The organism is Streptomyces sp. NPDC060184, assembly GCF_042728795.1.
In the GTDB taxonomy this organism is placed as follows: Bacteria; Actinomycetota; Actinomycetes; order Streptomycetales; family Streptomycetaceae; genus Streptomyces.
Window position 1 is genome coordinate 32,621 of sequence record NZ_JBHWYX010000034.1, and the last position, 25,829, is coordinate 58,449.

Sequence of the window (25,829 nt, forward strand, 5' to 3'; positions counted from 1 at the left end):
TCCGGAGGACCTGATGGGCAGTCGCCTCACCGAAGAACAGGCCGATTTCGTCGCGGCCATCCGTGATTTCGCCAAACGGGAGTGCGGAACCCGCGAGCAGCGCTCCGCACTGACCTCCGGCGGCCACGAAGCCCACAACCCCGAGCTGTACGGCAGGCTCGCCGACCTGGGCTGGCTCGGGGTGTGCCTGCCCGAGGAGTACGGCGGTTCCGGCGGCGGACTGGCCGACGCCTGCCTCGTCCTGGAGGAGACCTCGTACGGCATGGTCCCGGCCGGGGGCTTCGTCACCACCGTCATCGCCGCCAAGGCGTACGAGAAGTTCGGCACCGAGCGGCAGCGCCGGGAGGTGCTCTCCGGCGTGGTGCGCGGTGACGTGCTCTCGATCGCCATGTCGGAGCCGGGGGCCGGGTCGGACGTCGGCGCGCTGCGCTGCCGGGCCCGGCGGCAGACGGACGGCACCTGGGTGATCGACGGCCAGAAGACCTGGATCTCCAACGCGCACTGCGCCAAGCACATCCTGCTGGTGGCCCGTACCGGCGAGGACAAGCACGGCGGCCTGACCATGTTCCATCTGCCCGCCGGCACCGCGGGCGTGGAGGTGCGGCGCATCGACACCATGGGCGGCCGGGAGGTCAACGACGTCTTCCTCACCGGTGTGCGGCTGCCCGCCGACGCGGTCGTGGGCCAGGTGGACGGCGGCTGGCGGCAGTTGATGGCCGGGCTCAACCACGAGCGGCTGTTCCTGGCCGCGAACATGCTGGGACTGGCGCGCCGCGCCTTCGACGACACGGTCGCGTACGTCCGCGAACGCGAGCAGTTCGGCCGGCCGGTCGGATCCTTCCAGGCGCTGCGGCACCGGATCGCCGACCTCGCCACCGAGATCGAGTGCGCCCGGCTGCTGGTGCGCGAAACGGCCCTGGACTGCGACGCGCAGCCGGAGAAGCTGTTCCCGCGCGAGGCGTCGATGGCCAAGCTGAAGGCGACCGAACTCGCCAAGCGGGCCGCGCTGGAGGGCATGCAGATGATGGGCGGCTACGGCTACACCACGGAGTTCGACATGGAGCGCCATCTGCGGGCCGCGGTGGTCTCCACGGTCTACGGCGGGACCAGCGAGATCCAGCGGGACGTCATCGGCAAGACCTACGGCCTCTGACCGGGCCGGTACGCGAGAGGGCCGGCCCCACCACCCGGGTGGGACCGGCCCCTCTCACGTGCGCCGAGCGCGGGGGTGAAGGGCTCAGACCTCGTAGAGCCCGGAGAGCGAGTCGGCGTACTTGTCCCGGATGACCCGGCGCCGCATCTTCAGGGACGGGGTCAGCTCCCCGGTGCCCGGGCCCCACTCCTCGGCCAGCAGCTCGTACCGCTTGACCTGTTCGCTGCGGTTGAGCCGGGAGTTGGCGGCGTCCACCGCCCGGTCCACCTCCGCCCGGACGGCGGGGTGCGCGGCCAGAGCGGTCAGACCACCCGCCGTCCCGACGCCGTGGGCCGCCGCCCAGGCGGGGGCGGCCTCCGCGTCGAGTACCAGCAGGGCGACGAGGTAGGAGCGGTTGTCGCCGTGCACCATCGCCTGGCCGATCAAGGGGTGTTCCTTGAGCGCGTTCTCCACCAGCGCGGGCGAGACGTTCTTTCCGGTGGAGGTGACGATCATTTCCTTCTTCCGGTCGGTGAGCCAGAGGTAGCCGTCCTCGTCCGTCCGGCCGATGTCGCCGGTGGCCAGCCAGCCGTCGGGGTCCAGGGCGGACCGCACCGATCCGTCCGGCTGGAGGTAGCCGGAGAAGACGGAGGCGCCCCGCACCAGGATCTCGCCGTCCTCGGCGAGGCGGATCTCCACGGACTCCACCGGGCGCCCCACCGAGCCGAGCCGGAAACCGGCCCGGGGGCTGTTGCTGGTGGCCACGCCGGTGGTCTCGGTCAGCCCCCAGGCGTCCATGATGACGATGCCGAAACCGGCCCAGAACCTCACCACGTCGACCGGCATCGGCGCCGAGGCGCTGGCCGCCCAGGTCACCCGGTCCAGACCGCCGGCGGCCAGCATCGGCAGCAGTACGTCCCGGCGGACGCGACCGTACCGCTCCTCGAGCTCGGCGGGCGGCGTCTCGCCCCGCTCGCGGTACCCGACGTGCGCCCGAGCGACCTCGAACGCCGCCTCGATCACGGCCAGTTGCTCGGGCGGCATCAGCGAGAGGAGGCCCCGCACGGTGGCGGAGAGCTTCTCCCAGATCCTCGGCACGCCGAAGAACTGCGCGGGGCGCACCTCACGCACCACGGCGGCGACGCCCGACGGATCGGCGCAGAGGTAGACGTGCGAGGCCCGGTGGCAGGGCAGGTAGATGCCCAGCATCCGTTCGGCGATGTGCGCGAAGGGCAGGTAGCAGATGTGCTCCACGTGCGGAGGAAGCTCCACCACCGCGTCCAACGCCAGCGCGTTGGACATGATGTGACGATGCGTCAGCACCACGCCCTTGGGTTCGCCGCTGGTGCCGGAGGTGTACACGACGGTCAGCGGATCGTCGGGCCGCGCGGTGTCCAGCCCTTCGGCGAACCGCTCCGGCACGGGTTCGCGGAGCAGGGCCGCGTACGGGAAGTGGCTGCCCTCCGCGCCCTCCTCGGCCACCACCAAGCGCTCCAGCGGGGTGTCCTGGTCGGTCAGCAACGTTTCCCACAGCACCACTTGGGCCGCGCCCTCCACCACGGCGAGGCGGGCCCGGCAGTTGCGGGCGATGTGGGTGATCTGCTCGGGGGCCGCGGTGCCGTAGACGCTGACCGGGACCGCGCCGAGGCGGACCAGCGCCAGATCGGACAGCCAGTGTTCGGGCCGGTTGGCCATCATCAGCAGGACGCGGTCGCCCCGGCGGACGCCGAGCGCCCCGTAGCCGGCGGCGAGGCTCCGGGTGTGCTCCTCGATCTTTGCCCAGCCGAACGTCGTCCAGGCGCCGTCCTTCCCCGTCGGCTGCCAGGAGACGCCCGGCAGGTCGGGGTACTCGCGCGCGTTGCGGGCCAGCAGTTGCGGCAGGGTCCGGTCGGCCGGTGCGTCGGGCAGGTCGCCGGTGGTGCGGGGTGCTGATGTCATCGGGGCCTCCGCGGGTCGGAAGGAAAGGGGAGGGAGAGTCCGGGGTGGGCGGGGCGCGGGAATCGTCGCCGGACGTTCCGGGCGGGGCGCGCCCCACCCCGCCCGGAACGGTTCAGGAGTCGGTGAAGGTCTCGCCCCGTTCGGCCTTGCGCAGCAGCAGTCCGGGCGGGGCGAAGCGCTCGCCGTGCTGCTCGGCCAGCTCGCGTGCCCGGGCCACGAAGCCGGGCAGGCCGCCCTGGTAGCCGTTGATGTACTGGAGCACACCCCCGGTCCACGCCGGGAAGCCGATGCCGAGCAGGGAGCCGATGTTGGCGTCCGCGACCGAGACCAGCACACCCTCCTCCAGACAGCGCACCGCGTCCAGCGCCTCGACGAAGAGCATCCGCTCCTTCAACCCGGTCAGGTCGGCGGGCTGTTTCGCGGGATCGGTGAAGTGCTCGCGCAACCCCGGCCAGAGCCCGGTGCGCCTGCCGTCCGCGTAGTCGTAGAAGCCCGCGCCGCCGGACCGGCCGGGGCGGCCGAACTCGTCGATCATGCGGTCCACCACCGAGTCCGCCGGATGCGGCTGCCGGCTGCCGCCCGACGCCTCGATCGCCAGGCGGGTCTCCTCGCGGATCCTGCGCGGGAGGGTGAGGGTGAGTTCGTCCATCAGGTTGAGGACCTTCGCGGGATAGCCGGCCTGGGCGGCGGCCTGCTCGACGGAGGCCGGGTCGATGCCCTCGCCGACCATCGCGACGCCCTCGTCGATGAAGTGGCCGATGACCCGGGAGGTGAAGAAGCCGCGCGAGTCGTTGACCACGATCGGGGTCTTCCCGATCCGGCGCACCAGGTCGAAGGCGCGCGCCAGGGCCTCGTCCCCCGTCTTCCCGCCCTTGATGATCTCGACCAGGGGCATCCTGTCGACCGGCGAGAAGAAGTGCAGGCCGATGAAGTCGTGGGATCGCTCCACCCCCTCGGCGAGGGCGGTGATGGGCAGGGTGGAGGTGTTGGAGCAGAGCAGCGCGTCGGGGGCGACGACGTCCTGGATCTCCTGGAACACCTGGTGCTTGAGGGAGGTGTCCTCGAAGACGGCTTCGATCACCACGTCGCAGCCGGCCAGGTCCTGGACGTCGGCGGTCGGGGTGATGCGGGCCAGCAGGGCTTCCGCCTTCCGCGGCGTGGAGGTGGAGCGCGCGACGGCCTTGGCGCAGAGCTTCTCGGAGTAGCTCTTCCCCTGCGCCGCCGCTTGCGCCGAGACGTCCTTGAGGACGACGTCGATGCCCGCCGCGGCGCAGGAGTAGGCGATGCCCGCGCCCATCATGCCCGCGCCGAGCACCGCCACCCTGGTCACCTCGCGCGGCTCGACGTTCTTGGGGCGGCCGGCGCCGTGGTTGACCGCCCGCAGGTCGAAGTAGAAGGCCTGGATCATGTTCTTGGTGATCTGACCGGTGACCAGTTCGGTCAGGTACCGGGCTTCCACCACGAAGGAGGTGTCCACGTCCACCTGGGAGCTCTCCACGGCCGCGGCGAGGATGTTGCGCGGGGCCGGGCAGGGGGCGCCGTTCGTCCTGCTCTTCAGAGCTGCGGTGAACGCGGGGAGTTGGGCGGCGAAGGCCGGGTCCGCGGGGGTGCCGCCGGGGATGCGGTATCCGGGGGCGTCCCAGGGCTGCGCGGAGGTGGGGTGGTTGTCGATGAACGCCCGTGCCCTGCTGAGGAGTTCGCTGGTGTCGGCGGCGATCTCGTCGACCAGTCCGGCCTCCAGGGCGCGTGCCGGTCCGTACCGGGTGCCCTCCAGGAGGACCTTCCGCAGGGCGTCGGCCACTCCGAACATGCGGACCGTGCGGGTCACTCCGCCGCCGCCCGGCAGCAGGCCCAGGGTGACTTCGGGAAGCCCGACGCGGGCGGCGGGCACGTCCAGCACGACGCGGTGGTGACAGGCGAGGGCGATCTCGTAACCTCCGCCCAGGGCAGCCCCGTTGATCGCGGCGACGACCGGCTTGCCCAGGGTCTCCAGGATCCGCAGCGAGCGCTTGACGCGCATTCCCGCCTCGAAGGAGGCGCCGGCGGTCTCCGGGGTGACGGACATCAGGTCACGCAGGTCGCCGCCGGCGAAGAAGCTCTTCTTCGCGGAAGTGACGATGACGCCGCGCAGGGTGTCGCGGGCGGCCGAGAGCCGCGCCGCGACGGCGTCCAACGAGTCGATGAACGCGGCGTTCATGGTGTTGGCGGACTGATCGGGATCGTCCAGGACGAGGGTGACGACGTGGTCGTCGGACTCTTCCCAGCGGATGGTCGTGCTCTCGGTCATGGGTGTCTTCTCCGTAGGCGGGAGCGGGCGAGGGAGACGGCCGGGTCAGAGGCGTTCGACGACGGTGGCGATGCCCATGCCGCCGCCGACGCAGAGGGTGGCCAGCCCGTACCGGAGGTCGCGGCGCTCCAGTTCGTCCACGAGGGTGCCGAGGATCATGGCGCCGGTGGCGCCCAGGGGGTGCCCCAGGGCGATGGCGCCGCCGTTGACGTTGACCTTGTCCAGGCTCAGCCCCATGTCCTTGACGTAGCGCAGGACGACGGCGGCGAAGGCTTCGTTGATCTCGACCAGGTCGATGTCCTCGATGGTCAGTCCGGCCTTGGCGAGCGCCTTGCGGGAGGCGGGGGCGGGCCCGGTCAGCATGATGGTGGGATCGGCCCCGGACACCGCCGCGGAGACGATCCGGGCGCGCGGGGTCAGACCGTGGCGCTCTCCCGCCGCCTTGCCTCCGACGGCGACCAGGGCTGCGCCGTCGACGATGCCGGATGAGTTTCCGGCGTGGTGGACGTGGTCGATCCGCTCCACCCGGTGGTACTTCTGCAGAGCCACCGCGTCGAAGCCGCCGAGTTCGCCGACGGTGGCGAAGGAGGGCTTGAGGGCGGCGAGCGAACCGGCGGTGGTGCCCGGCCGCATGTGCTCGTCCCGGTCGAGGACCGGCAGCCCGTTGCGGTCGCGCACGGGGATGACCGAGCGGTCGAACCGCCCGTCCTTCCACGCGGCGGCGGCCCGCTCCTGGGAGAGCGCCGCGTAGGAGTCCACGTCGTGCCGGGTGAAGCCCTCCAGGGTGGCGATCAGGTCGGCGCCGATGCCCTGCGGGACGAAGCCGGTGTCGTGGCTGGTACGCGGGTCCAGCGCCCAGGCTCCGCCGTCGCTGCCCATCAAGACGCGCGACATGGACTCCACGCCGCCCGCCAGCACCAGGTCCTCCCATCCCGAACGGACTTTCGCCGCAGCCATGTTGACGGCTTCGAGGCCCGACGCACAGAAGCGGTTCTCCTGCACGCCGGCCACCGTTTCCGGCAGCCCGGCGAGGAGGGCCGCGGTACGGGCGATGTCGGCGCCCTGGTCGCCGACCGGGCTGACCACGCCGAGCACGATGTCGTCGATCGCCGCCGGGTCGAGCCCCGGGAAGCGGCGCAGGATCTCGTGGATCAGGCCGACGACCAGATCGATCGGCTTGGTGCCGTGCAGGGCCCCGTCGGCCTTGCCGCGACCGCGCGGGGTGCGGATCGCGTCGTACACGTACGCTTCGGTGCTCACCTTGGTGCCTTCCCTGTCGGGTCTGGAGGGGTTCTCTCTCTGAGCACGGGCGGACCGGAGGGAGACGGCCGGTGCTCAGCCGAGCAGCGAGCGGCCGATGATCTCCTTCATGATCTCGGTGGTGCCGCCGTAGATGGTCTGGACGCGGCTGTCGAGGAACGCCCGGGCCACCGGGAACTCGCTCATGTAGCCGTATCCGCCGTGGAGTTGGAGGCAGCGGTCGACGATCCGCTTCTGCAGTTCGGTGGCCCACCACTTGGCCATCGAGGCGTGCACCGCGTCGAGCCTGCCCTGGCTGTGGTCCAGGACGCAGCGGTCCAGGAAGGTGCGGGTGACCGCCGCCTCGGTGGCCATCTCGGCGATCTCGAAGCGGACGTGCTGGAGCTTCGCCAGCGGCCTGCCGAACGCCTCGCGCTCCTTGACGTACCGCGTGGTCACGTCCAGGACCTGCTCGGCCCCGGCGGCGGCGCCGATCGCGATGGCCAGCCGCTCCTGGGCGAGGTTGGCCATGAGGTGGGCGAAGGCCCGGTTCTCCTCGCCCAGCAGGTTCTCCTTGGGGACACGCACGTCGTGGAAAAACAACTCGGCGGTGTCCTGGGCCTTCTGGCCGATCTTGTCGAGGTTGCGGCCTCGTTCGAAGCCGGGCGCCCCGCGCTCCACGACGAGCAGGCTCTGTCCGCCGCTTCCGCCGTCCGGGGTGGTGCGGGCGACGACGATCACGAGGTCGGCGAGGATGCCGTTGGAGATGAAGGTCTTCGCGCCGTTGAGCAGGTAGTGGTCGCCCTGGTCGGTGGCGGTGGTACGGATGCCCTGGAGGTCGGAACCGGCGCCGGGTTCCGTCATGGCGATGGCGGTGACGAGGTCGCCGGAGACGAACCCGGGCAGCCAGCGGCGCTTCTGCTCCTCGTCGGCGAGCCGGGTCAGGTACGGCCCGACGATGTCGTTGTGCAGGCTCAGCGCCGGTCCGGACGCCCCCGCGCGGGCCAGCTCTTCGATGAGGACGGCGCTGTAGCGGAAGTCGTCGCTCCCGCCGCCGCCGTACTCCTCGGCGACGGCCATGCCGAGCAGCCCCTGGCGGCCCGCCGAGCGCCATACCTCGCGGTCCACGACACCGGCCTTCTCCCAGCGTTCGTGGTGCGGGGCCGACTCCTTGGCGAGGAAGGTCCGCACCGTCGCGCGGAACACCTCGTGGTCGGGTCCGTACAGGTCGCGTGCGAGTGTCACAGCCAGCTCCTCACGTGCTCGATCAGCCGGGCGGGATCGGGGCCGACGGGGGTGACGTTGAGCATGGTCACGCCCGCCTCGCGGAAGGCCTCGACCCGGTCGCGCACGTGCCCCTCCGGGCCGGCCAGGCAGAGCTGCTCCAGCAGCCGCGCCGGTACGGCCGCCTCCGCCTCCTTCTTGCGTCCGGCGAGGTAGTGCCGCTGGATGGCGTCCGCGGCGGACCCGTAGCCGTAGGAGCAGACCAGGTCGTGGTAGAAGTTGCGGCCGGGCGCGCCCATGCCGCCGACGTAGAGCGCGACGGTGGGGCGCATCAGGTCGCGGGCCGCCTCCGCGTCGTCGCCGATGGCCAGCGGGCCGCCCGCCACCACCGAGAGCGGGCCGAGCGCGGGGTCGCGCGCGGCGGCGCCTTCGGCCAGCGACCGGCCCCAGACCTCGGCGGCGCGCTCGGGGACGTAGAGGAACGGCAGCCAGCCGTCGGCGATCTCGGCGGCCAGCTTGACGTTGGCGGGTCCGAGCGCCGCGAGGTAGACGGGGATGGTGTCGCGCACCGGGTGGTTCAGCAGCTTCAGCGGCTTGCCGAGGGTGCCGCCCTTTTCGGGTGACAGGGGCAGCTCGGTGATGCCGCGGTGTTCGATCACCTCGCGCCGCCAGATCCGCCGGGACAGCTCGATCACCTCGCGGGTGCGGCCCAGCGGGCGGTCGTAGCGGCGGCCGTGCCAGCCCTCGACCACCTGGGGCCCGGAGGCGCCGACGCCGAGGAGCGCGCGGCCCCCGCTGACGGCGTCGAGTCCGGCCGCGGTCTGGGCGATCAGTGCGGGAGTGCGCGAGTAGATGTTGAGGATGGCCGAGCCGATCCGCATCCGCTCGGTCTTCGCGGCGAGGTATCCCATGATCGTCGGGGAGTCGAAGCCGTACGCCTCGGCCACCCAGACGGCGTCGAGGCCCGCGGACTCCAGGGCGGCGGCGCCGTCGGCGGCGGCGCGCGGATCGGCGGCGTACGCCAGGGGCGAGGAGAGTTCCATCAGCGTTGGCCCTTCAGCAGTTCGGGTACGCCCCAGTCGCGGGCCACGTCCGGGGTGTGCGCGCCGGGGACGGCGGGCGGGAGCCGGAGGCTGCCGGGGGTGTCGGAGAAGCGGGGGGCGGGAGCGGGCTGGGTGGTGCCGTACGCCTCGGTGTAGGTGCCCCGTCCGGCGAGATGCGGATGGCGGGCCGCCTCGCGCAGCGAGAGGACCGGTGCGACGCAGGCGTCGGTGCCTTCGAAGACGGCGGTCCACTCCTCGCGGCCGGCGGTCTTGAACCGGGCGGTGAACTCGGCGCGCAGGGCCGGCCAGTTGTGCGGGTCGGCGCGGTCCGGGAGGGCCGCGGCGTCCAGACCCAGCAGAGCGACGTACACCGCGTAGAACTGCGGTTCCAGGGCGCCGACCGCCATCCAGCCGCCGTCGGCGGTCTCGTACACGCCGTAGAAGGGGCAGCTGCCGTCGAGCAGGTTGCGGCCCCGGGCGTCCTGCCAGGTGCCTTCGGCGAGCATCCCCCAGAACAGCGTGGTGAGGTGGGCGGCGCCGTCCACGATGGCGGCGTCCACCACCTGGCCGCGCCCGGTGGCGCGGGCGGTGAGCAGCGCGGCGAGGACGCCGGTGACCAGATAGAGCGAGCCGCCCGCGTAGTCGCCGAGCAGGTTGGCGGGGAGGACCGGCGGTCCGTCCGGTGGGCCGATCATGGAGAGGGCTCCGGCGGTGGCGATGTAGCCGATGTCGTGTCCGGCCCTCGGGGCGAGGGGCCCCTGCTGGCCCCAGCCGGTCATCCGGCCGTACACCAGCGCGGGGTTGGCGGCCATGCACGCCTCGGGGCCGACGCCGAGCCGCTCCGCGACACCGGGCCGGTACCCCTCCACGAGGATTTCGGCGCGTTCCGCCAACGCCCTTACGGTTTCCGGACCTTCGGGCGACTTGAGGTCGATCAGGACGGAGCGCTTGTTGCGGTTGGTCACGTCGTGGGCGGGGTCGCCGCCGAGCGGTGAGGGGCCTGGACGGTCCACGCGCACCACGTCGGCGCCGAGGTCGGCGAGGAGCATCGCGGCGAACGGACCGGGACCGATCCCCGCCAGTTCGACCACGCGCACGCCGTCCAGCGGGCCGGTCGCGGTACGGCCGGGCGGGGCTGAGGGGTGAGGGCTCATGGGTTCCTTTCTCGGTGGGCACGGCGCTCTCGCCGCCATCCGGCCAAGACCTTACTGAGCGTTCGCTAAAACGTAGGAGGGCGACGCCGGTCGGTCAACTCCCCGTGCGGTACGAGTTTTTACGGATCCCCACCGGGGAAGTGAGGGCAGGCGGGACATCGTTGGCCGGGTTCTCCTGATCGATCGCTCAGCACCGGAGCGGGGTCGTTTCGGAGCCACGGCCGTACGATGGCGCCGATCGCGGTGCCCGCCCCCGCGCCCTTCGTCCGGATCACGCTGGAGCGGGGAGCGGGAGCGAGGTCCGGTGTTGTACGTCGCGACCGGCGACGACACCGCGAGGCGCGGCACCCGCACGCGAGCCCAGCACGATCCGGACGAGAGGCCCCAGGAGAGCCGTTGAACACCGAGCCGAGCCAGGACATCACGCCACCGGTGGAGCACTGGCGCTCCTACGGGCCGCTCGAACTTCCCCCGATCCTTCGACACGCCATGGAAGCCTTCAACGAGCACGGCTACCACGGGACTTCGGTCCGGGACATCGCCGGACGGGTCGGCGTCACCGTGCCCGCGCTCTACTACCACTACGCCAACAAGCAGGCCCTGCTGGCCACGCTGCTGGAGGCGTCCATCAAGGACGTCCTGGACCGTTGCCGGGCCGCCGCCGGGGAGGCCGGGGACGATCCGCTGGCGCGCATCTGCGGCATGGTGGAGTCGATCGTGCTCTACATGGCCCACCGCCAGCGGCTGGCCTTCCTTGACACCGAGATACGCAGCCTGGAGCCGGAGAACAGGGCGCGTTACGTGGCCCTGCGCGACTACCTGGAGCACATGCTGCTGGACACGGTCGAGACGGGCCGGGCGAAGGGCGTGTTCACCACGCCGTTCCCGGCCGACGCGGTGCGTTCGGTGCTCGTCATGTGCCAGGGGGTCGCCAACTGGTTCCGCGAGGACGGCCCGCTCACCGCGGAGGAGGTCGCCGAGCGCCACGTACTGCTCTGCCTCGGCACCCTCGGCCACCCCGCCGCCGTCACCGAGGACCCCGCGCTCCCGTTCCTCCGGCGCACCCCTGCCCGGCTTCCCTCCCCCGCGCGGACCGCCGCCGGGGGCTCCGCTCCGCGCACGCCCCGCTGACCCGGCGAACCGCCTGTCCCACGCCCCGCACGCTTCACCTCCATGGTCCGGTACCGACGAGAGGACACCCGCATGAACGCGTACCAGGCCCGCGCCCGCTTCCAGGAGCTCCGGGAGCGGGGCGGCCGGATCGACCCGCTCGAACTCGACTCCGTCTGGGCGGCGTTGGACACCGTCCGCCCCGAGGAGATCCTCGGCGGCTGGAAGGGCGGCGAGTTTCGCACCGGCCACCCGCTGGACGGCATGCTGGCCAAGGCCGACTGGTACGGCAAGTCGTTCGTCTCGGTGCACGACGCGAAGCCGCTGGTCTGCCGGAACGCGGCGGGCGAGCTGTACTCCCACCTCGAACTCGGCCAGGGTGAGGCCAGTCTGTGGACCGTCGAGTTCCGAGGGGAGGCGACGGCCACCATGGTCTACGACGGACGGCCGGTCTTCGACCACTTCAAGCGGGTGGACGACACCACCCTGATGGGGATCATGAACGCCAAGGGCGTCCCGGCCGAGGGCCCGTTCTACTACTTCTTCCTGGAGCGCGCCCCCGAGGTCCGGCTCACCGCACAGGCCCCGCACACCGCCGAGGTCCCGCCGGACGCCGGGCCACGGCGTACGGCGGAGGCCCCGCCCGGAACCGAGGCCCCGCACACCGCCGTGGTCCCGCCCGGCACCGTGGACCCGCTCGACGCCCGCTCCCCGCGTACCGCCGAGGGATCGTGAGGCGCGTCCGGGCCGCGGTCGTGGCGGCTCCGGGCGCGCCGTTCACCGTCCGGGACGCCGAACTCGGCGACCCCGGGCCGCGCGAGGCGCTGGTGCGGATGGTCGCCGTGGGCGTGTGCCACACCGACCTGGGGATGCGGGACACCTGGCCCCGGCAGCTCACCCCGATGGTCTTCGGCCACGAGGGCACCGGGCTGGTCGAGGCGGTCGGCGCGGAGGTGACGGGCGTCGCGCCGGGGGACCGCGTCTGCCTCACCTTCGCCAGTTGCGGGGCCTGCGGGGAGTGCGCGGCGGACCACCCGGCGTACTGCCACGCCGCGCGGACCCTGAACTTCTCCGGCGGACGCGCCGACGGCACGACACCACTCTCCCTGAACGGCGCGCCGCTCCGGGCGGGCTTCTTCGGCCAGTCCAGCTTCGCGACGTACGCCGTCGTCCACGAACGCGGCATGGTCAGGGTTCCCCCCGGCCTGCCGGCCGAGGTCGCCGCACCGCTGGGGTGCGGCGGCCAGACGGGCGCGGGCACCGTGCTCAACCGGCTGCGCCCCGGACCGGGCTCCTCACTGGTCGTCCTCGGCGCGGGCGGGGTCGGCCTGAGCGCGTTGATGGCGGCGGTGGCCGTGGGCTGCGGTCCGGTGGTGGCCGTCGACCCGGTCGCGTCCCGGCGCGCCCTGGCGGTGGAGCTCGGCGCGACGGCGGCCCTGCCGCCCGGGGGCGGCCTGGTGGCGGTGTTGCGCGAACTCACCGGCGGCGGGGCGCAGTACGTCGTGGAGACCACCGGGCGTCCGGAGATGGCCCGCCGGGCCGTCGGCGCGCTGCGCCCGCGTGGTGAACTCGCCCTCCTCGGCCTCGGCGGCGAGGTGGCCTTCGACGTGATGGAGCTGCTCGCCAAGGGCGTGCGCGTCCACGGGGTGATCGAGGGCGACTCCGACCCCGGCCGGTTCGTCCCCGAGCTGATCGGCCTCCACCGGCGCGGCCTCTTCCCGATCGACCGGCTGGTCACCACGTTCCCGTTCGAGGAGATCGACGCGGCGGTTACCGCCATGCGGGACGGCAGCGTGGTCAAGCCGGTCCTCACCTTCGCCTGACCGTCGAAACCGGCCCTCTCCGCCGTCCGCCGCGTGGCCCCGCGGGCCGTCGCGGGAGGTGATCCGGACGTCACCTCCCGCGGTCCTCGCCGAGGGGATCCGGCCCGCTGAGGGCGTGTGATTGACTGCTCGCATGGCCTCCGCCTCCCCGTCCGCCCGTTCGGCCGCGACCACCGATCCGACCGGGTCCACCCGGCCCCGCAACCGCAGGCAACTCATCGTCGGGGCGGCCGGGCGGGTCTTCAGCGAACGCGGCTACCACGCGGCGTCCATGGAGGAGGTCGCGGCCGGCGTGGGCATCACCGCCGCCGCCCTGTACCGGCATTTCCCGAACAAGTACGCGCTGTTCGCGGAGTGTGCCGACGTCATGGTGGACGGGCTGGTCACCGCACTCGACGCGGTGCCGCCGGGGGCGGCGCTGACGGATGTGCTCGCCGCCGCCACCCGGATCACCGTCGCCCACCGCGCGTCGGGCGGCGTGTACCGGTGGGAGGCCCGCTACCTCAGCCGCGAGGACCGGCGGCGTCTCGGGGCGAAGTTCGACCGCCTCGCCGAGCGGGTGGACGAGGCGGTGCAGCGCGAGCACCCGCGGCCGGACGAACGGCTACGGGCCATGGCCGCCCTCGGCGCGATCGGGTCCATCACGATGCACCACACGTCCATCGCCCAACGCCGTTGCGAGGAGCTGCTGTTGACTTCCGCGCTGCGGGTCGCGGCGAGCGATCCGGCGGCCGGGCCGCAGGGTGCCCACCGCACGGTGGAATTGCCCGCCCAGCCGGTGCCGCGCACCCGCCGCGCGCAGATCCTCGCCGCCGCCATTCCGCTGTTCGCCCGGGACGGGTTCGTCAGCGTCACGAACGGGCAGATCGCGGAGGCGGTGGGGCTGACCCCGTCCGCGCTCTACCGCCACTACCCCGGCAAGATCGACATCCTGGCGGCGGCCTGCCTCCAGGCGGCGGGGCTGCTGGCCCAGGGCGTGGAACGGAGTCTGGGCGAGGTGGCCGGCCCGCGCGACGCCATCGTGGCGCTGGCGGCGACGTACGTGGCCTACAGCTTCGAGCACACCGAGCTCAACAGCGTCGCGGAGGCCGAAGTCGTCGGGTTGCCGACGGCCCTTCGGCGGCCTCTGGTCCTCGCTCAGCGGGAGCACATCGCCGTCTGGGAGCAGCAGTTGCGGCTGGTCCGGCCGGAGCTGGACCCGCGCCAGGCGCGCGTGCTGGTGCACGCCGGATTCGGCGTGGCGGTGGAGGCCGGACGGACGTTCCGCTGGCAGGACGCCCCTGACCACCGCGAGGCCGTGACCGCCCTGGTCGTGAGTGCGCTGGGCGTGTGAACCCTGCGGGCGTGTGAATCCTGCGGGCGTGTGAATCCTGCGGGCCCGTGCGCGCACCGGACCTGTGCGCCACTGCCGGGGCCGACACAGGCCGTGTGGCGGCCCCGGCAGCGCGGGTTCCGGCGGGGCTCAGGCCGGCCTGTTCCCGGTGGGGATCGTGATGGGCGTGGTGTTGCCGGAGGTGCCCTTGTTGAGGAAGAGCATGGCCAGGGCGCGTACGAACTGGTCGAACACGTAGAAGGTGCCGGGCATGACGGGCGACAGCCCCTCACGGAACAGGATGAACGCCGGCCACGCGGTGCGGACCAGGGCCGCCGACACGTAGTCGCGCTTCAGTCCCAGCCAGTCGCCGACCTCGTCGCTGAGGACGTAGCGCACGAACTCGTTCAGGAAGCCGCGCGTGACGCCGAGGTCGATCTGCGCGGTCAGACCGAGCAGCTCCTCGGCGAGGGCGATGCCTTCGGTCGACGGGGTGAGGATCGGCGTGAGCACCTGGGCCGACTGCGCGTCGGCTGCCGCCCAGGTCTGCGGAATGTACTCGTCGGGCACCCCGAGCAGGTGGACGGCGACCTGCCACGAGTGGAGGAACGCCTCCTGGTCCGCCGCCGGGAACGGGACCTTCCACTCCAGCAGCTTCCGGTGCACGTAGGTGCCGAGGCTGTGGAAGGTCACCAGGATGTCGGCGGCGCTGATCGGCACGGTCTCGTCGGAGACGGCCCGCCAGTGCGGCGACTGCGGCAGCAGGTGGCGTACGGCGGCGTGCACCACGCGCGTCTTGTTGGCGGTGACGACGAACTGTCCCGTCGGCTCGAAGGCCCCCAGCTGGGAGAGGTCGTAGCCGAAGGTGAACGTCTTGGCCGCGCGGTCCTGCATGTTGGCGCCGCCGGCGGACCAGTAGACACTCTTCGCCTCGCGCGGGATCACCGTGCTCATGATCCCGCCGCCCAGTCCGTACAGCATGAAGAGGTACGTGTCCCTGCGCCGGTTGAAGTCTGCGGCGCGGGCCAGCTTGACGGGGTCGGCCCAGCTGGGCAGCCGGTTGACCTGCTGGAGGTACGAGGTGAACTCGGCCGGCACGCCGGTGGGCAGCGCGTCGCCGTTGTTCACCCAGGACGCCCACGCGGTGTTGATCGCCGGCACATGGCCGTTGTCGACCATGGAGGCCATCAGCGGATCCGCCAGGTCGTCCCAGATCCACGCCGGACCGGTTCCCGCCGCGGTTCCGGCAGCCGCTGCGGTTCCGGTCGCCGAGCCCGTCGCCGCCCACGCCTGCGCGGGGTTGGCCACGCCCACGAGGCCGAGTGCCACGCCGAGCGAGAGCATTTTTCGCCTGCTGAGATTCTCCATTGACTTACCTGCTTCCCTGATGGGTCAGATGGCTTCGAGTCGCCTTCGCAGACTTGCAAGTCGAGGGGACCACACGCGGTGGACCGCGTCACACAGATGTGATTTTCGATTAACATAGCGAGGTGCGTTGCCGTCGGCAATGGTGGGGACGGAGGGGTTCTGCGCCAATGTCGTTCCGTGGTGCGGCGGTTGACCTCCGGAGCGGATCGGGCGGCACTCCCTCCCCGGCGTCGACGGGGCGTCGCGGGCGGCGAGGGGCCTCCGGGGGGGCTGAGCGTGGACCTCGGCTCGGTGGCGCTCCTCCTCGCACCGTCCGTCCCGGCCGCGAGCACGTAAGAGGCCCCGAGGCGCCACCCAGCACGTGGACGCCAACGTTGCACGGCTCACAACTGGCAACACGGCCGAGGACTTCCGCCCTGAGCTGTGGAAACCTCTCGCCTCTCCGGGATCGACCAGCTGTGCAACAGCCCTTCCCGTTGCCCTTCACCTTGATCGGGGAACGCAACAGTTCGGCGACACTCCATTCTGTTCGTCAGCCGCCCGACACACGTTGGAGTGGGATGGACACCCGCCCCGACGGGGCAAACCATGGAGGTTCGTGTGAATCGCTCACTGTTGCCGCTCAGAACGGCACTGATTCTTCTGCTGGCCGCGCTCAGCGGTCTGGCGGCCGGGACGCTCTCCTGGCTGGCGGGAGAAGGCTCCCCCCGCAGCGTGCTGGCCGGGCTGGGCGTCGCCGGGCTCGCCATCCCCTTCTTCGACCGGCTGATCGCGTCCGCCGAAGCCACCGACGCCCGTACGGAGGACCACCACCATGGGTGAGCTGCGGCCCCTCGGCCAGGACCTGACACGGGAGTCACGGGCGCTCGCCGAAGCCCTGAGAGAGCTCTTCCAGGGACTGGAGGTCTCGGTACGCAGATACGCGGCGAGGCGCCAGCGCGATCCGGGTACGTTCTCGCGTTACCTCAACGGAACCCGCTTACCCCCCTGGGTGGTGATCATGGATCTGTTCACCGACCTCGCCGAGCACCGTGGAACCACCGCCACCGCGGCGACCATCGACCTGCTGCGCGACCTCCACGGGTCGGCGGTCGCCGCCGGGCCCCCCAAGCACGCGGCGGAGATCATCGAGCAGCAACTGGCCGACGCGGACCGCGATTCCCGACGCTCCAGCGTGCGCGGCGACGTGATCGAGGACGCGCTTCTGGACCGCGTGACACGCATCGCCGACCTGGAAGTGCGGCTGAACCACATGGAAGCGACTCTCGTCGCCGAGCGCGAGCGTGCGGGCCGGTTGCTCTCCGCCCACTCCCACGCTTCGCAGCTGCTGGAGGAACGGGACGCCCTGCGGCAGGAGGTGGCACGGCTCGAATCCCAGCTCCAGGCCGCACAGGAGCAGCGGGCCGCGGCGGATGCCCGTTGCGACCTGCTGGAGCGCCAGTTGGAGGCCGTCGAGCGCCCGGCCGCTCTGGCCCAGGCCCTGCCGGAGCCTCTGCCGAAGGTGCTGGTGGTGGACGACCAGCCCGACAACCTGATGGCCATGACGGCGGTGCTGGAGACGCTGGACCAGGAGCTCGTCACGGTCACCTCGGGTCGGGAGGCACTCAAGGCGCTGCTGCACCACGACGACTTCGCCGTCATCATCATGGACGTCCAGATGCCCGAGATGGACGGCTACGAGACCGCCGCCCACATCAAGCGCCGGCCGCGGAACAGGGACGTGCCGATCATCTTCCTCACCGCGATGGGCATCGACCCCGAGCACACCGCACGTGGGTACGCGGCCGGCGCGGTCGACTACATCAGCAAGCCCTTCGATCCGTGGGCCCTGCGCGCCAAGGTCGCCGTCTTCACCGAGATCCACCTCGAACGGAGGGTCGGTCACCCCGGCTGACGCATACGGGTACCGGGCCCCGCGGGTCCGGTACCCGGCGCATCACGGCCGGGAAGGACCGACGCGTCGAAGAGGGACGACACGGCTGTGCCCGCCGGTGGAGGAACCGGCGGGCACAGCCGTGTCGCGGCGGGATCAGGCACCCGCCCGCCGCTTGTTCCACACGTCGAAGCCGACCGCGGCCAGCAGCACGAGGCCCTTGATGACCTGCTGCCAGTCGGTCCCCACCCCGACCAGGTTCATGCCGTTGTTGAGCACGCCGAGGACCAGGCCGCCGATGATGGCTCCCAGTACGGTGCCCACGCCACCGCTCATCGACGCGCCGCCGATGAACGCGGCGGCGATGGCCTCCAGTTCGAAGTTGACGCCCGCCTTCGGCGAGGCCGCGTTGAAGCGCGCCGCGAAGACGAGTCCGGCGAGCGCCGCGAGCATTCCCATGTTGAGGAAGACAGCGAAGGTCACCTTCCTGTCCCGGACCCCGGACAGCTTCGCGGCGGGCAGGTTCCCGCCGATCGCGTACACATGGCGTCCGATCACGGCGTTGCGCATCACGTATCCGAAGCCGACCAGCAGCACGGCGAGGATCAGCAGCACCACGGGCGCGCCCTTGTAGCTGGCGAGCAGCAGGGTCGTGACGAGGACGGCGGCGACCAGCGCCGTCGTCTTCAGCGCGAACAGGCCCGTGGGAAGCGTGTCCAGGGTGAACTCGCGCTGGCGCCGGCGGTCGCGCACCTCCTGGAGGACCACGTACGCGGCCAGTCCCAGCCCCAGCAGCAGGGTGATGTTGTGGTAGTTGGTCTCCGGGCCCACCTCGGGCAGGAACCCGTTGGCGACCTTCTGCAGCCCGTCGGGGAACGGGCCGAGCGTCTGCCCCTTGAGGAAGATCTCCGTGAGGCCGCGGAACAGCAGCATGCCCGCGAGGGTCACGATGAACGAGGGGATGCCGACGTACGCGATGAAGAAGCCCTGGAGCGCACCGGCGGCGGCTCCCAGCAGCAGGGTGAGCAGCACCGCTACGGGCCAGGAGACGTGGTGCTCGACCATGAGCACGGCCCCGATGCCGCCCACCAGGGCCATCAGGGAGCCCACCGACAGGTCGATGTGCCCGGCGATGATGACGATCATCATGCCGATGGCCAGGATGAGGATGTAGCTGTTCTGCAGCACGAGGTTGGAGACGTTGCGCGGCAGCAGGAGGTCGCCGCCCGTCCAGATCTCGAACAGGAGCACGATCAGGCCGAGGGCGAAGAGCATCCCGTACTGGCGCATGTTGCGTCGTACGCCGTCCAGGAGGACCCGGCCCATCGATCCCGTGGGGGAAGCGTCGCCGCCGCCCGGTGGTGCCTGCGTGGTCGTGTTCGTGCTGACGTCGGTGCTCATGCCTGGTGTCCTTCGCTGGGGGTGGCACCTGCGGTGACTGCCGGTGGTGCGGGGGTGTCCCGGGTCATGTGCCGCATCAGCACTTCCTGGGTGGCGTCCGCGCGGGACACCTCGCCGGTGAGCCGCCCGGCGGCCATGGTGTAGATGCGGTCGCACATGCCGAGCAGTTCGGGCAGCTCGGAGGAGATGAAGAGGATCGCCTTGCCCTCGGCGGCGAGCCGGTTGATCACGCTGTAGATCTCGAACTTGGCTCCGACGTCGACCCCTCGGGTGGGTTCGTCGAGGATCAGTACGTCCGGCCCGGCGAGGATCCACTTGCTGAGGACGACCTTCTGCTGGTTGCCGCCGGAGAGCCGACCGACCGGTTCGAGGACGTTCGGGGCCTTGATGTTCATGGTCCGCCGGTAGCGTTCGGCGACCTTGCGCTCCTCGTGGGCGTCCACGACACCGCGCCGCGCGAGGGAGCCGAGGGAGGCGAGCGAGATGTTGCGGCTGACGGTGTCCCCGAGGTCGAGGCCGTAGTGCTTGCGGTCTTCGGTGACGTACGCGACGCCGGCCGCGACCGCCTCGGGGACCGTCCGCGTCCGTACCTCGCGGCCGTCCCGGAGGACGGAGCCGTGCTCGTAGTGTCCGTAGGAGCGGCCGAACACGCTCATCGCGAGTTCGGTCCGGCCCGCACCCATGAGCCCGGCGATGCCGACGATCTCCCCGCGGCGGACCGCGACGGAGACCCCGTCGACCACCTTGCGGCTGCGGTCGAGCGGGTGGCGCACGGTCCAGTCGCGGATCTCCAGGGCCGGTTCGGTGTCGGCCGCACCGTCGTAGGGTGTGCGGTCGGGGAAACGGCTGTCGAGGTCCCGTCCCACCATGCCGCGGATGATGCGTTCCTCGGTGGTGGCCGGGTCCTTGACGTCCAGGGTCTCGATGGAGCGCCCGTCGCGCAGGATGGTGACGGAGTCGGCGATCCTGGCGATCTCGTTCAGCTTGTGCGAGATGATGATCGAGGTGATGCCCTGCCCCTTCAACTCCCCCATCAGACGCAGCAGTTTCGCGCTGTCCTCGTCGTTGAGCGCGGCGGTGGGCTCGTCGAGGATGAGCAGTCGTACGTCCTTCGCCAGGGCCTTCGCGATCTCCACGAGCTGCTGCTTGCCCACCCCGATGTCGGCGACCCGGGTCTCGGGGTGTTCGTCGAGCCCGACCCGCTTGAGCAGGGCGGAAGCCCGGCGCAACGCCTCACGCCAGTCGATGATGCCCCGCCGGGACGGCTCGTTGCCGAGGAAGATGTTCTCGGCGATCGACAGGTAGGGAACCAGCGCGAGTTCCTGGTGGATGATGACGATGCCGCGCCGCTCGCTGGCCCGGATGTCCTTGAAGCGGCACGGTTCGCCGTCGAAGACGATCTCGCCCTCGTAGGTGCCGTGCGGGTGGACGCCCGACAGCACCTTCATGAGCGTCGACTTGCCGGCTCCGTTCTCGCCGCACAGGGCGTGCACCTCGCCGTGCGCCACGGAGAGGGTCACCTCCGACAGTGCCCTGACCCCGGGGAAGGTCTTGACGATCGACCGCATCTCCAGGACGGGGCCGGCCGGGGGCGGAGTCGGGGCGGGTGTCTCGGAGGAGTGGGCAGCGGCGGGGGTCACCCCAGCTCCTTGGCGTCGATGTAGCCGGAGTCGACCAGGACCTTCTGGTAGTTCGACTTGTCGACGCTGATCGGGTCGAGCAGGTAGGCGGGGACCACCTTCTTGCCGTTGTCGTACGTGGAGTCGTCGTTGGTCTCGGGCTTCTTCCCGTCGAGAACGGCGGAGACCATGTCCGCGGCGACCTTGGCGAGGGCCCGGGTGTCCTTGTAGACGGTCTGGGTCTGCTCGCCCGCGATGATCGACTTCACGGAGGCGACCTCCGCGTCCTGGCCCGTGACGATCGGCAGCGGCTTGGCGGCGCTTCCGTAGTCGTCGGACTTCAGGGCGGACAGGATGCCGATGGAGATGCCGTCGTACGGGGAGAGCACGGCGTCCACCCGGGCGGAGGAGTAAGCGGAGGTCAGCAGGTCGTCCATGCGCTTCTGCGCAGTTCCTCCGTCCCAGCGCAGCGTGGTGACCTGGTTGAGCTGGGTCTGCTTGGAACGCACGACCAGCTGCTTCTTGTCGAAGTAGGGCTTGAGCACCTTCATGGCGCCGTTGAAGAAGTACTTGGTGTTGTTGTCGTCGTTGGACCCGGCGAACAGCTCGATGTTGAACGGGCCCTTCTTCGCGCCGTCCTTCAGGCCCAGCTTGTCCACGATGTACGTGGCCTGGAGCTCGCCGACCTTCTCGTTGTCGAAGGAGGCGTAGTAGTCGACGTGGTCGGAGCCCAGAATGAGCCGGTCGTAGGAGATCACCGGAATGTCGGCGTCGGCCGCCTGCTGCAGGACGTTGGAGAGCGCCTCGCCGTTGATGGCGGCCACGACGAGGGCGTCGACGCCCTGGGTGATCATGTTCTCGATCTGGGCGACCTGCTGGTCGGGGTCGTCCTCGCCGTACTGCAGCGTCGTGGCGAAGCCGGCCTTCTTCAGGCTCGTGGTCATGTTCTTGCCATCGGCGATCCACCTCTCGGAGGACTTGGTGGGCATGGCGATGCCGATGGTCAGGTCCTTCTTGTCCTTCGACTCCTCGCTGCCCCCCTCGCTGCTCTGCCCGCAGGCGGACAGGAGCAGAGCACAACCGGTGGTCACGGCCAGCAGGGCGTATGCGGATCGGAGTTTCGTCATGGGCGTTACCTGGCAATCCCGTCGTCGAGGCGGCTCGGTCCGGAACGGCCTCGGCGACAGCAAGCGTGCTCGCGCCGCTGGACGGCGTCGTCCCGGCTTGGCGGCCGAGGCTCAGCAGTCCCGGCAGAGCTCGATTGTTAGCGCTCACAACGGGGTCGTACAAGAGGCGTTGGGGTTTTTCTCGCGTCGATACACAGCCGTTAGCAGGGAGGGGGAGGCAAACCGGCGCATCCCGCAGAAAGCGCACGTCCGCCGACGACGCCCGACGCCGCACGGGAACGGCGGCCCACCTCGGTGGACCGCCTCAGGACGCGTGCGAACATGCGAAGTACACTCGGAAGAAAGGGACATGACCGACTGCCCCCCGAACACCGGCCCTTTCGACGCGACTTCGCATGCGCGGTGGGGTACTCAAGGCTGTCACGGACCAACCGATTGACCGGAGAACCGTGTTCGCGGTCGTAGGTGTTCCCGGGCGTGGTCCTTGGCGGTCGTTGTGGTCTGCGGTCGTTGTGGTTCACGGTCGCGGTCCACGGTCATCCGCGAGAGCGGGTACGCGACGCGTCGACACGTCTTGGCCGTTCGGCCGCTCCGTAGGGGGCGGGTCTGCGCCGCGGGGCTCCGCACGCCCTCGCGGGGCCGGTCCGAGCCGGTTCCTCGTGTCCGGGCCCTGCCCGCGCGACCGCGCGGACGCGGTCAGTCCGTACGCTCGCCCTCGGCCTGCGACGGTTCGGTCCTGGCCGCCATCGGATGGACCGCGTCACCGGAACGGGCCGCCTCCCTGGACTCGTCGCGCTCCCCCTCCGCCTGGGACGGGGTGTCTTCGTAGAGACCGTGCTGATCGCTCAGTCCCTTTTCTGTGTTTCCCACGGCCCTTCCTCCTTGGCTCGGCTCCCCTCCATCGTCCCCCAGCATCGGGGAGCGCGCACGGAGGAGGCCGGGCCGGCACGCGGCTGCCGGGCGGGCAGGGCGGCCCTACCCGCGGGAACAGGGCCAGGAAACGGCTCGGGCGGCGCCCACGCGGTGACCGCGGGCGCCGCCCGGAGCGACATCCAAGGGGTGTCCGGCGGATCAAGGTCGGACACCATCCGGGGCGAGGAAAGCGAAGGAACTCGTTTCAGGAAAGGAAGGAGAAGGAAGCCCCTTCATGGCCTCGCCACGGGCAACGCTAGCACTCAGCCCGGGATCAGGTCGCGCAGATTTCCGGGCGTGATGACCTGGGAATCCGGGTGCAGCCCTTCGGGGCGTTCGAGGCCGATGTACGTCACGGGTCCGTCCGGGACCGGCCCGCCGTCCCACAGGTCCACGGCCGTGGTTCCACCGGACATCAGGTCGATCAGGTAGGCCACCGTGAGCTGCTCGCGCGCCACGAGGGCGCGTACCGCCTTCGACACCGATACCTGGTTCTCCTCGACCCGGTTGGCCGCCGAGATGCCCCTCAGGTACAGGTGCAGCCACTTCGCGCGCCATCGGCCGTCGTCCTCCCGACGGAACACCAGCGGCAGCGCCACCCGGCCCGCACCGCGCAGTTCCGACTTCATCCGCACGGTACGCGGCTCGAACGGCCGGCCCTTCTGCTCTCCGTCGCGCAGCATGAACCCGAAGAACGACTCCTCGGCCTCGTCGAAGCCCTCACCCGCGAAGATGTTGACCTGCGGAACGATGAACGCACTGCGCACCAGGTCCAGGGACAGGTTGATGAACTCCGAGGCCCCCTCGGGCGCCGTGGTGACATCGCCCGAATGTTCGCCCCCGACTGCCTTGAGGGACGTGTAGGAGAGCCAGGAGTCGGTGGAGTAGTCGGAGTGGAGAAGCAGCGCGGAGAGGTCGTAGTCGGTCCGCTTCCCGGCCTCCTTCCAGTACACGAAGAAGCGCAGTTGGTCGCCGTCGACCGCCGAGACCGAGCCTCGCGGCAGTACGCCCAGCCCGGACGCGGTCGCCCTGCCGCTGAGCGGGAGCGCCACGTCCAGGATCTCGGGGTCGATCAGCAGCCGGTCCGGGGCAGGGAGCCGCCGGCGCGTCTCGGCATCGAGGGCGGTGATCAGACGGTCGCGCTCGGCAGCAGGTACAGGTGGCCGGTAGTCGGGGGTCACCCAGGCACGTCCCCGCCGGTTGACGAAGATGCGGGGTTCGCCGGTCTCCCGCGCCCGGTTGTGGAGGTGTTCGCGCACCGAGAGCACGACCCGGCCGGAGACGCCGGGAGCGACCTCCACCGCGGCGGCCACCACCGCGTCGCGTTCGTCCTGGTCCGCGGCGATGCGCAGCAGGAGGTCCAGGGCGCGGAACAGCTTGCCGGGAGCGGACTTCAGCAGTCGCACCGCGCCGCGGACGTCGGACTCGTCCAGCAGTTCCTCGACACGGCTCTCGAAGGACCGCGCCTCCCGCTCGCCCCGCGCGACGGCGAACACCTCGGCGGCATGCGGCCACCGCGGGTACTCGTGCGGGTGGAGTCGCTCGCCGAGCCGCTTGAAGGGTTCGCGATGCGTGTGCACGTCGGCGAGTTTCGCGGGACTCGCCGCGACCACGGCGTCGAGGCCCGCGAGCAGCGCGCGGCGGACGGGCCGCGACAGCGCCCGGAACCGGGTCGGTTCCTGGAGCGTCACGTCGCCGCCCGACAGGGCGCAGGCCAGCCGCAGCACATCGGTGACGGTGTCGAGGAGAAGGTCCGCGCCGATGCCGAGGCGTGCCTCGTTGACGACCGCCCGGTTCTCCCGTACCGGTATCGACTCCGGCTGGGGGCCCGGCGCGCACCGCTCGGCGAGGGCCTTGAGATCGCGCAGGTCGTCCTCGCCCAGCGGAGTCGTACTGCCGGCCAAGGCCAGGTACAGGTCGGTGACTTCGTCGTCCAGGTCCCGCCCGAGGTGCAGGACGGTCACCCGGTCGCCCGCGGAGGCGATCAACTCGTCCTGCGCCGCGAGCATCTCCTCGTACGTGTGCTGGTACCGGCCGTACGCGGGAAGGCTGAGCAGGTCCAGTGTTCCCCGGGCGAGCTGCCTCAGCACGTTCTGGCGCGCTGCGGGGTCGCCGAGCGCCTCTGCCACGCACCGCGTCCAGAACTCCTCCGTGTCGGGCACGTTCGCCGGGAAGTCGATGAAGTACGCGTTGTGCCGGACGTGGTCGCCCACCATCCGGCTCACGGTGTGCAGCGTCCGCTTGGCCGTGTGCACGACTGCCGCCTCGGAGAGCCCCGACAGCCGCTCGAACAGCTCCGCCGAGAGCTTGAAGCCCACGGATGTCAGAGCCGCGTCGAACTGTCGCGCGGCAGCGGCTCCTTTGCCTGCGGAGCCCTGGGGAGCGGGGAGACGACGGGTGTGCCGGACGACCAGCGGTTCAAGACTCTGTGCCATCCGGGGATGATCGCAGAGGTGTACGAGCCGTCGCACAGGAGTTTTCGCGCACTCGCCCGAGCCGGGGCGCACGCGATCGGCGAATTGGCCCGGGCGTCCCGAGGGGGACCGGGCATGCGGGTGACGGCTGGAACCGGTCACGGGTCATGAGGGTTCCGCCGCGGCCCGTTCAGGACCACATGCCCGCTTCCATGTCGTCCATGACCGCGGGCCAGACGCTGCCACCGGCGAAGGGCAGTGGATCGCGTTCGGACACCGTCGCGCGGATGTGTGCCAGGGACTGCGCGAGCCGCTCGAAATCGCTCTCCTCGTCGTCCTCGTCGTCGCTCCATTCGAATTCCTTCAGGAGCCGGTGCAGGGCGAAGGCGAGGTAGGAGAGGGAGGACATGTCCGCGTGCAGTTCCTGCACCGGGCCGCCGTTCTCGGAGAATCCGTGGACCTTTCCGGTCTCCGGGTCGAAAGCCAGGTGGGTCTGCGGAATCCAGCCGAAGACCGTCCACGCCCCGCAGCCGGGCGGGGCCTCGTACGCGGCAAGGTCGATCCGTTCGTCCACGAGCGGAAACCGGCCCGACTCCTTGCGCTTCTGCGCCTGGAACACTCCCGTCGGGATCCCGACCGAGGTCAGCAGCCGGCCTGCCGGAGAACTCCCGGCCGCGGGCCCCAGGGAACCGGACGGCGCCACGAAGACGGCTCCCTCTCCCAGGGACGCGACCAGCTCTTCTCGGGAAAGCGCGAACAGCATCGAATCCTCGTTACTCTCTCGTCGTTCTCCGGCCGCCCTGCCGAAGGCCTCAGCACACGGGGCACGAAATCCCGGGCCCGCAGATCGAGC

Annotated in this window: 19 protein-coding genes and 1 pseudogene; 7 read left to right on the forward strand and 13 right to left on the reverse strand. The window is 71.0% G+C overall.

What is annotated here, in order from left to right:
• The first annotated feature begins 13 nt into the window (after positions 1–13).
• Entirely contained in the window at positions 14–1,153 is a 1,140-nt protein-coding gene (locus ACFWEE_RS22280; protein WP_386891470.1) for an acyl-CoA dehydrogenase family protein, read from the forward strand.
• An 84-nt stretch (positions 1,154–1,237) separates the two neighbouring features.
• Here the strand turns inward: ACFWEE_RS22280 and ACFWEE_RS22285 are convergent, their stop codons facing one another.
• The 6 genes from ACFWEE_RS22285 to ACFWEE_RS22310 all read right to left on the reverse strand — a co-directional run bounded on the left by ACFWEE_RS22285 (position 1,238) and on the right by ACFWEE_RS22310 (position 10,017).
• Positions 1,238–3,070, reverse strand: coding sequence for an AMP-dependent synthetase/ligase (locus ACFWEE_RS22285; RefSeq protein ID WP_386891472.1), 1,833 nt, complete (start codon positions 3,068–3,070; stop codon positions 1,238–1,240).
• A gap of 112 nt (positions 3,071–3,182) precedes the next feature.
• A complete protein-coding gene (locus tag ACFWEE_RS22290) occupies positions 3,183–5,357 on the reverse strand; it encodes a 3-hydroxyacyl-CoA dehydrogenase NAD-binding domain-containing protein (RefSeq protein WP_386891474.1) in 2,175 nt (724 codons plus the stop codon).
• A gap of 45 nt (positions 5,358–5,402) precedes the next feature.
• Positions 5,403–6,617, reverse strand: coding sequence for an acetyl-CoA C-acetyltransferase (locus ACFWEE_RS22295; RefSeq protein ID WP_386891475.1), 1,215 nt, complete (start codon positions 6,615–6,617; stop codon positions 5,403–5,405).
• A gap of 75 nt (positions 6,618–6,692) precedes the next feature.
• A complete protein-coding gene (locus tag ACFWEE_RS22300) occupies positions 6,693–7,841 on the reverse strand; it encodes an acyl-CoA dehydrogenase family protein (protein ID WP_386891477.1) in 1,149 nt (382 codons plus the stop codon).
• Positions 7,838–8,863, reverse strand: coding sequence for an LLM class F420-dependent oxidoreductase (locus ACFWEE_RS22305; protein ID WP_386891479.1), 1,026 nt, complete (start codon positions 8,861–8,863; stop codon positions 7,838–7,840). Before ACFWEE_RS22305 ends, ACFWEE_RS22300 begins: the two co-directional genes overlap by 4 nt.
• The gene (locus ACFWEE_RS22310; protein WP_386891480.1) at positions 8,863–10,017 is read right to left on the reverse strand and encodes a CaiB/BaiF CoA transferase family protein; all 1,155 of its coding nucleotides are present in this window, start codon (positions 10,015–10,017) and stop codon (positions 8,863–8,865) included. Before ACFWEE_RS22310 ends, ACFWEE_RS22305 begins: the two co-directional genes overlap by 1 nt.
• A 396-nt stretch (positions 10,018–10,413) precedes the next feature.
• Here ACFWEE_RS22310 and ACFWEE_RS22315 point away from each other — a divergent pair, with 396 nt between their 5' ends.
• The 4 genes and pseudogenes from ACFWEE_RS22315 (at position 10,414) to ACFWEE_RS22330 (ending at position 14,283) form a co-directional block, all read left to right on the forward strand.
• Positions 10,414–11,148, forward strand: coding sequence for a TetR/AcrR family transcriptional regulator (locus ACFWEE_RS22315; RefSeq protein ID WP_386891482.1), 735 nt, complete (start codon positions 10,414–10,416; stop codon positions 11,146–11,148).
• Between the two features lie 72 nt (positions 11,149–11,220).
• Positions 11,221–11,685: pseudogene (locus ACFWEE_RS22320) on the forward strand (DUF4334 domain-containing protein); the annotation flags it as partial.
• 173 nt (positions 11,686–11,858) lie between these two features.
• Complete coding sequence (locus ACFWEE_RS22325) at positions 11,859–12,950, forward strand: NAD(P)-dependent alcohol dehydrogenase (protein ID WP_386891483.1); 1,092 nt, start codon at positions 11,859–11,861, stop codon at positions 12,948–12,950.
• 133 nt (positions 12,951–13,083) lie between these two features.
• Positions 13,084–14,283, forward strand: a complete 1,200-nt coding sequence (locus ACFWEE_RS22330; RefSeq protein ID WP_386891484.1) for a TetR/AcrR family transcriptional regulator — start codon at positions 13,084–13,086, stop codon at positions 14,281–14,283.
• A gap of 129 nt (positions 14,284–14,412) precedes the next feature.
• Here the strand turns inward: ACFWEE_RS22330 and ACFWEE_RS22335 are convergent, their stop codons facing one another.
• Entirely contained in the window at positions 14,413–15,630 is a 1,218-nt protein-coding gene (locus ACFWEE_RS22335) for an oxygenase MpaB family protein (RefSeq protein WP_386891486.1), read from the reverse strand.
• 600 nt (positions 15,631–16,230) lie between these two features.
• Here ACFWEE_RS22335 and ACFWEE_RS22340 point away from each other — a divergent pair.
• Positions 16,231–16,452, forward strand: coding sequence for a hypothetical protein (locus ACFWEE_RS22340; protein ID WP_386891488.1), 222 nt, complete (start codon positions 16,231–16,233; stop codon positions 16,450–16,452).
• Complete coding sequence (locus ACFWEE_RS22345; RefSeq protein WP_386891489.1) at positions 16,445–17,524, forward strand: two-component system response regulator; 1,080 nt, start codon at positions 16,445–16,447, stop codon at positions 17,522–17,524. Before ACFWEE_RS22340 ends, ACFWEE_RS22345 begins: the two co-directional genes overlap by 8 nt.
• A gap of 135 nt (positions 17,525–17,659) precedes the next feature.
• Here ACFWEE_RS22345 and mmsB read toward each other — a convergent pair whose 3' ends face one another.
• The 6 genes from mmsB to ACFWEE_RS22375 all read right to left on the reverse strand — a co-directional run bounded on the left by mmsB (position 17,660) and on the right by ACFWEE_RS22375 (position 25,739).
• Positions 17,660–18,904, reverse strand: a complete 1,245-nt coding sequence (mmsB, locus tag ACFWEE_RS22350; RefSeq protein ID WP_386891490.1) for a multiple monosaccharide ABC transporter permease — start codon at positions 18,902–18,904, stop codon at positions 17,660–17,662.
• Complete coding sequence (mmsA, locus tag ACFWEE_RS22355) at positions 18,901–20,472, reverse strand: multiple monosaccharide ABC transporter ATP-binding protein (RefSeq protein WP_386891536.1); 1,572 nt, start codon at positions 20,470–20,472, stop codon at positions 18,901–18,903. The genes mmsB and mmsA overlap by 4 nt, the downstream gene beginning before the upstream one ends.
• Before the next feature lie 68 nt (positions 20,473–20,540).
• Positions 20,541–21,650 (reverse strand): multiple monosaccharide ABC transporter substrate-binding protein, encoded by a 1,110-nt coding sequence (gene chvE, locus ACFWEE_RS22360; protein ID WP_386891492.1) that lies wholly within the window; start codon positions 21,648–21,650, stop codon positions 20,541–20,543.
• Between the two features lie 696 nt (positions 21,651–22,346).
• Positions 22,347–22,520: a hypothetical protein gene (locus ACFWEE_RS22365; protein ID WP_386891494.1), complete on the reverse strand. Its 174-nt coding sequence runs from the start codon at positions 22,518–22,520 to the stop codon at positions 22,347–22,349.
• Between the two features lie 305 nt (positions 22,521–22,825).
• On the reverse strand, positions 22,826–24,997 hold the full coding sequence (locus tag ACFWEE_RS22370) for a hypothetical protein (protein WP_386891496.1): 2,172 nt from the start codon (positions 24,995–24,997) through the stop codon (positions 22,826–22,828).
• Positions 24,998–25,166: 169 nt separating this feature from the next.
• A complete protein-coding gene (locus ACFWEE_RS22375; RefSeq protein ID WP_386891497.1) occupies positions 25,167–25,739 on the reverse strand; it encodes an SUKH-4 family immunity protein in 573 nt (190 codons plus the stop codon).
• Between the last annotated feature and the right edge of the window lie 90 nt (positions 25,740–25,829).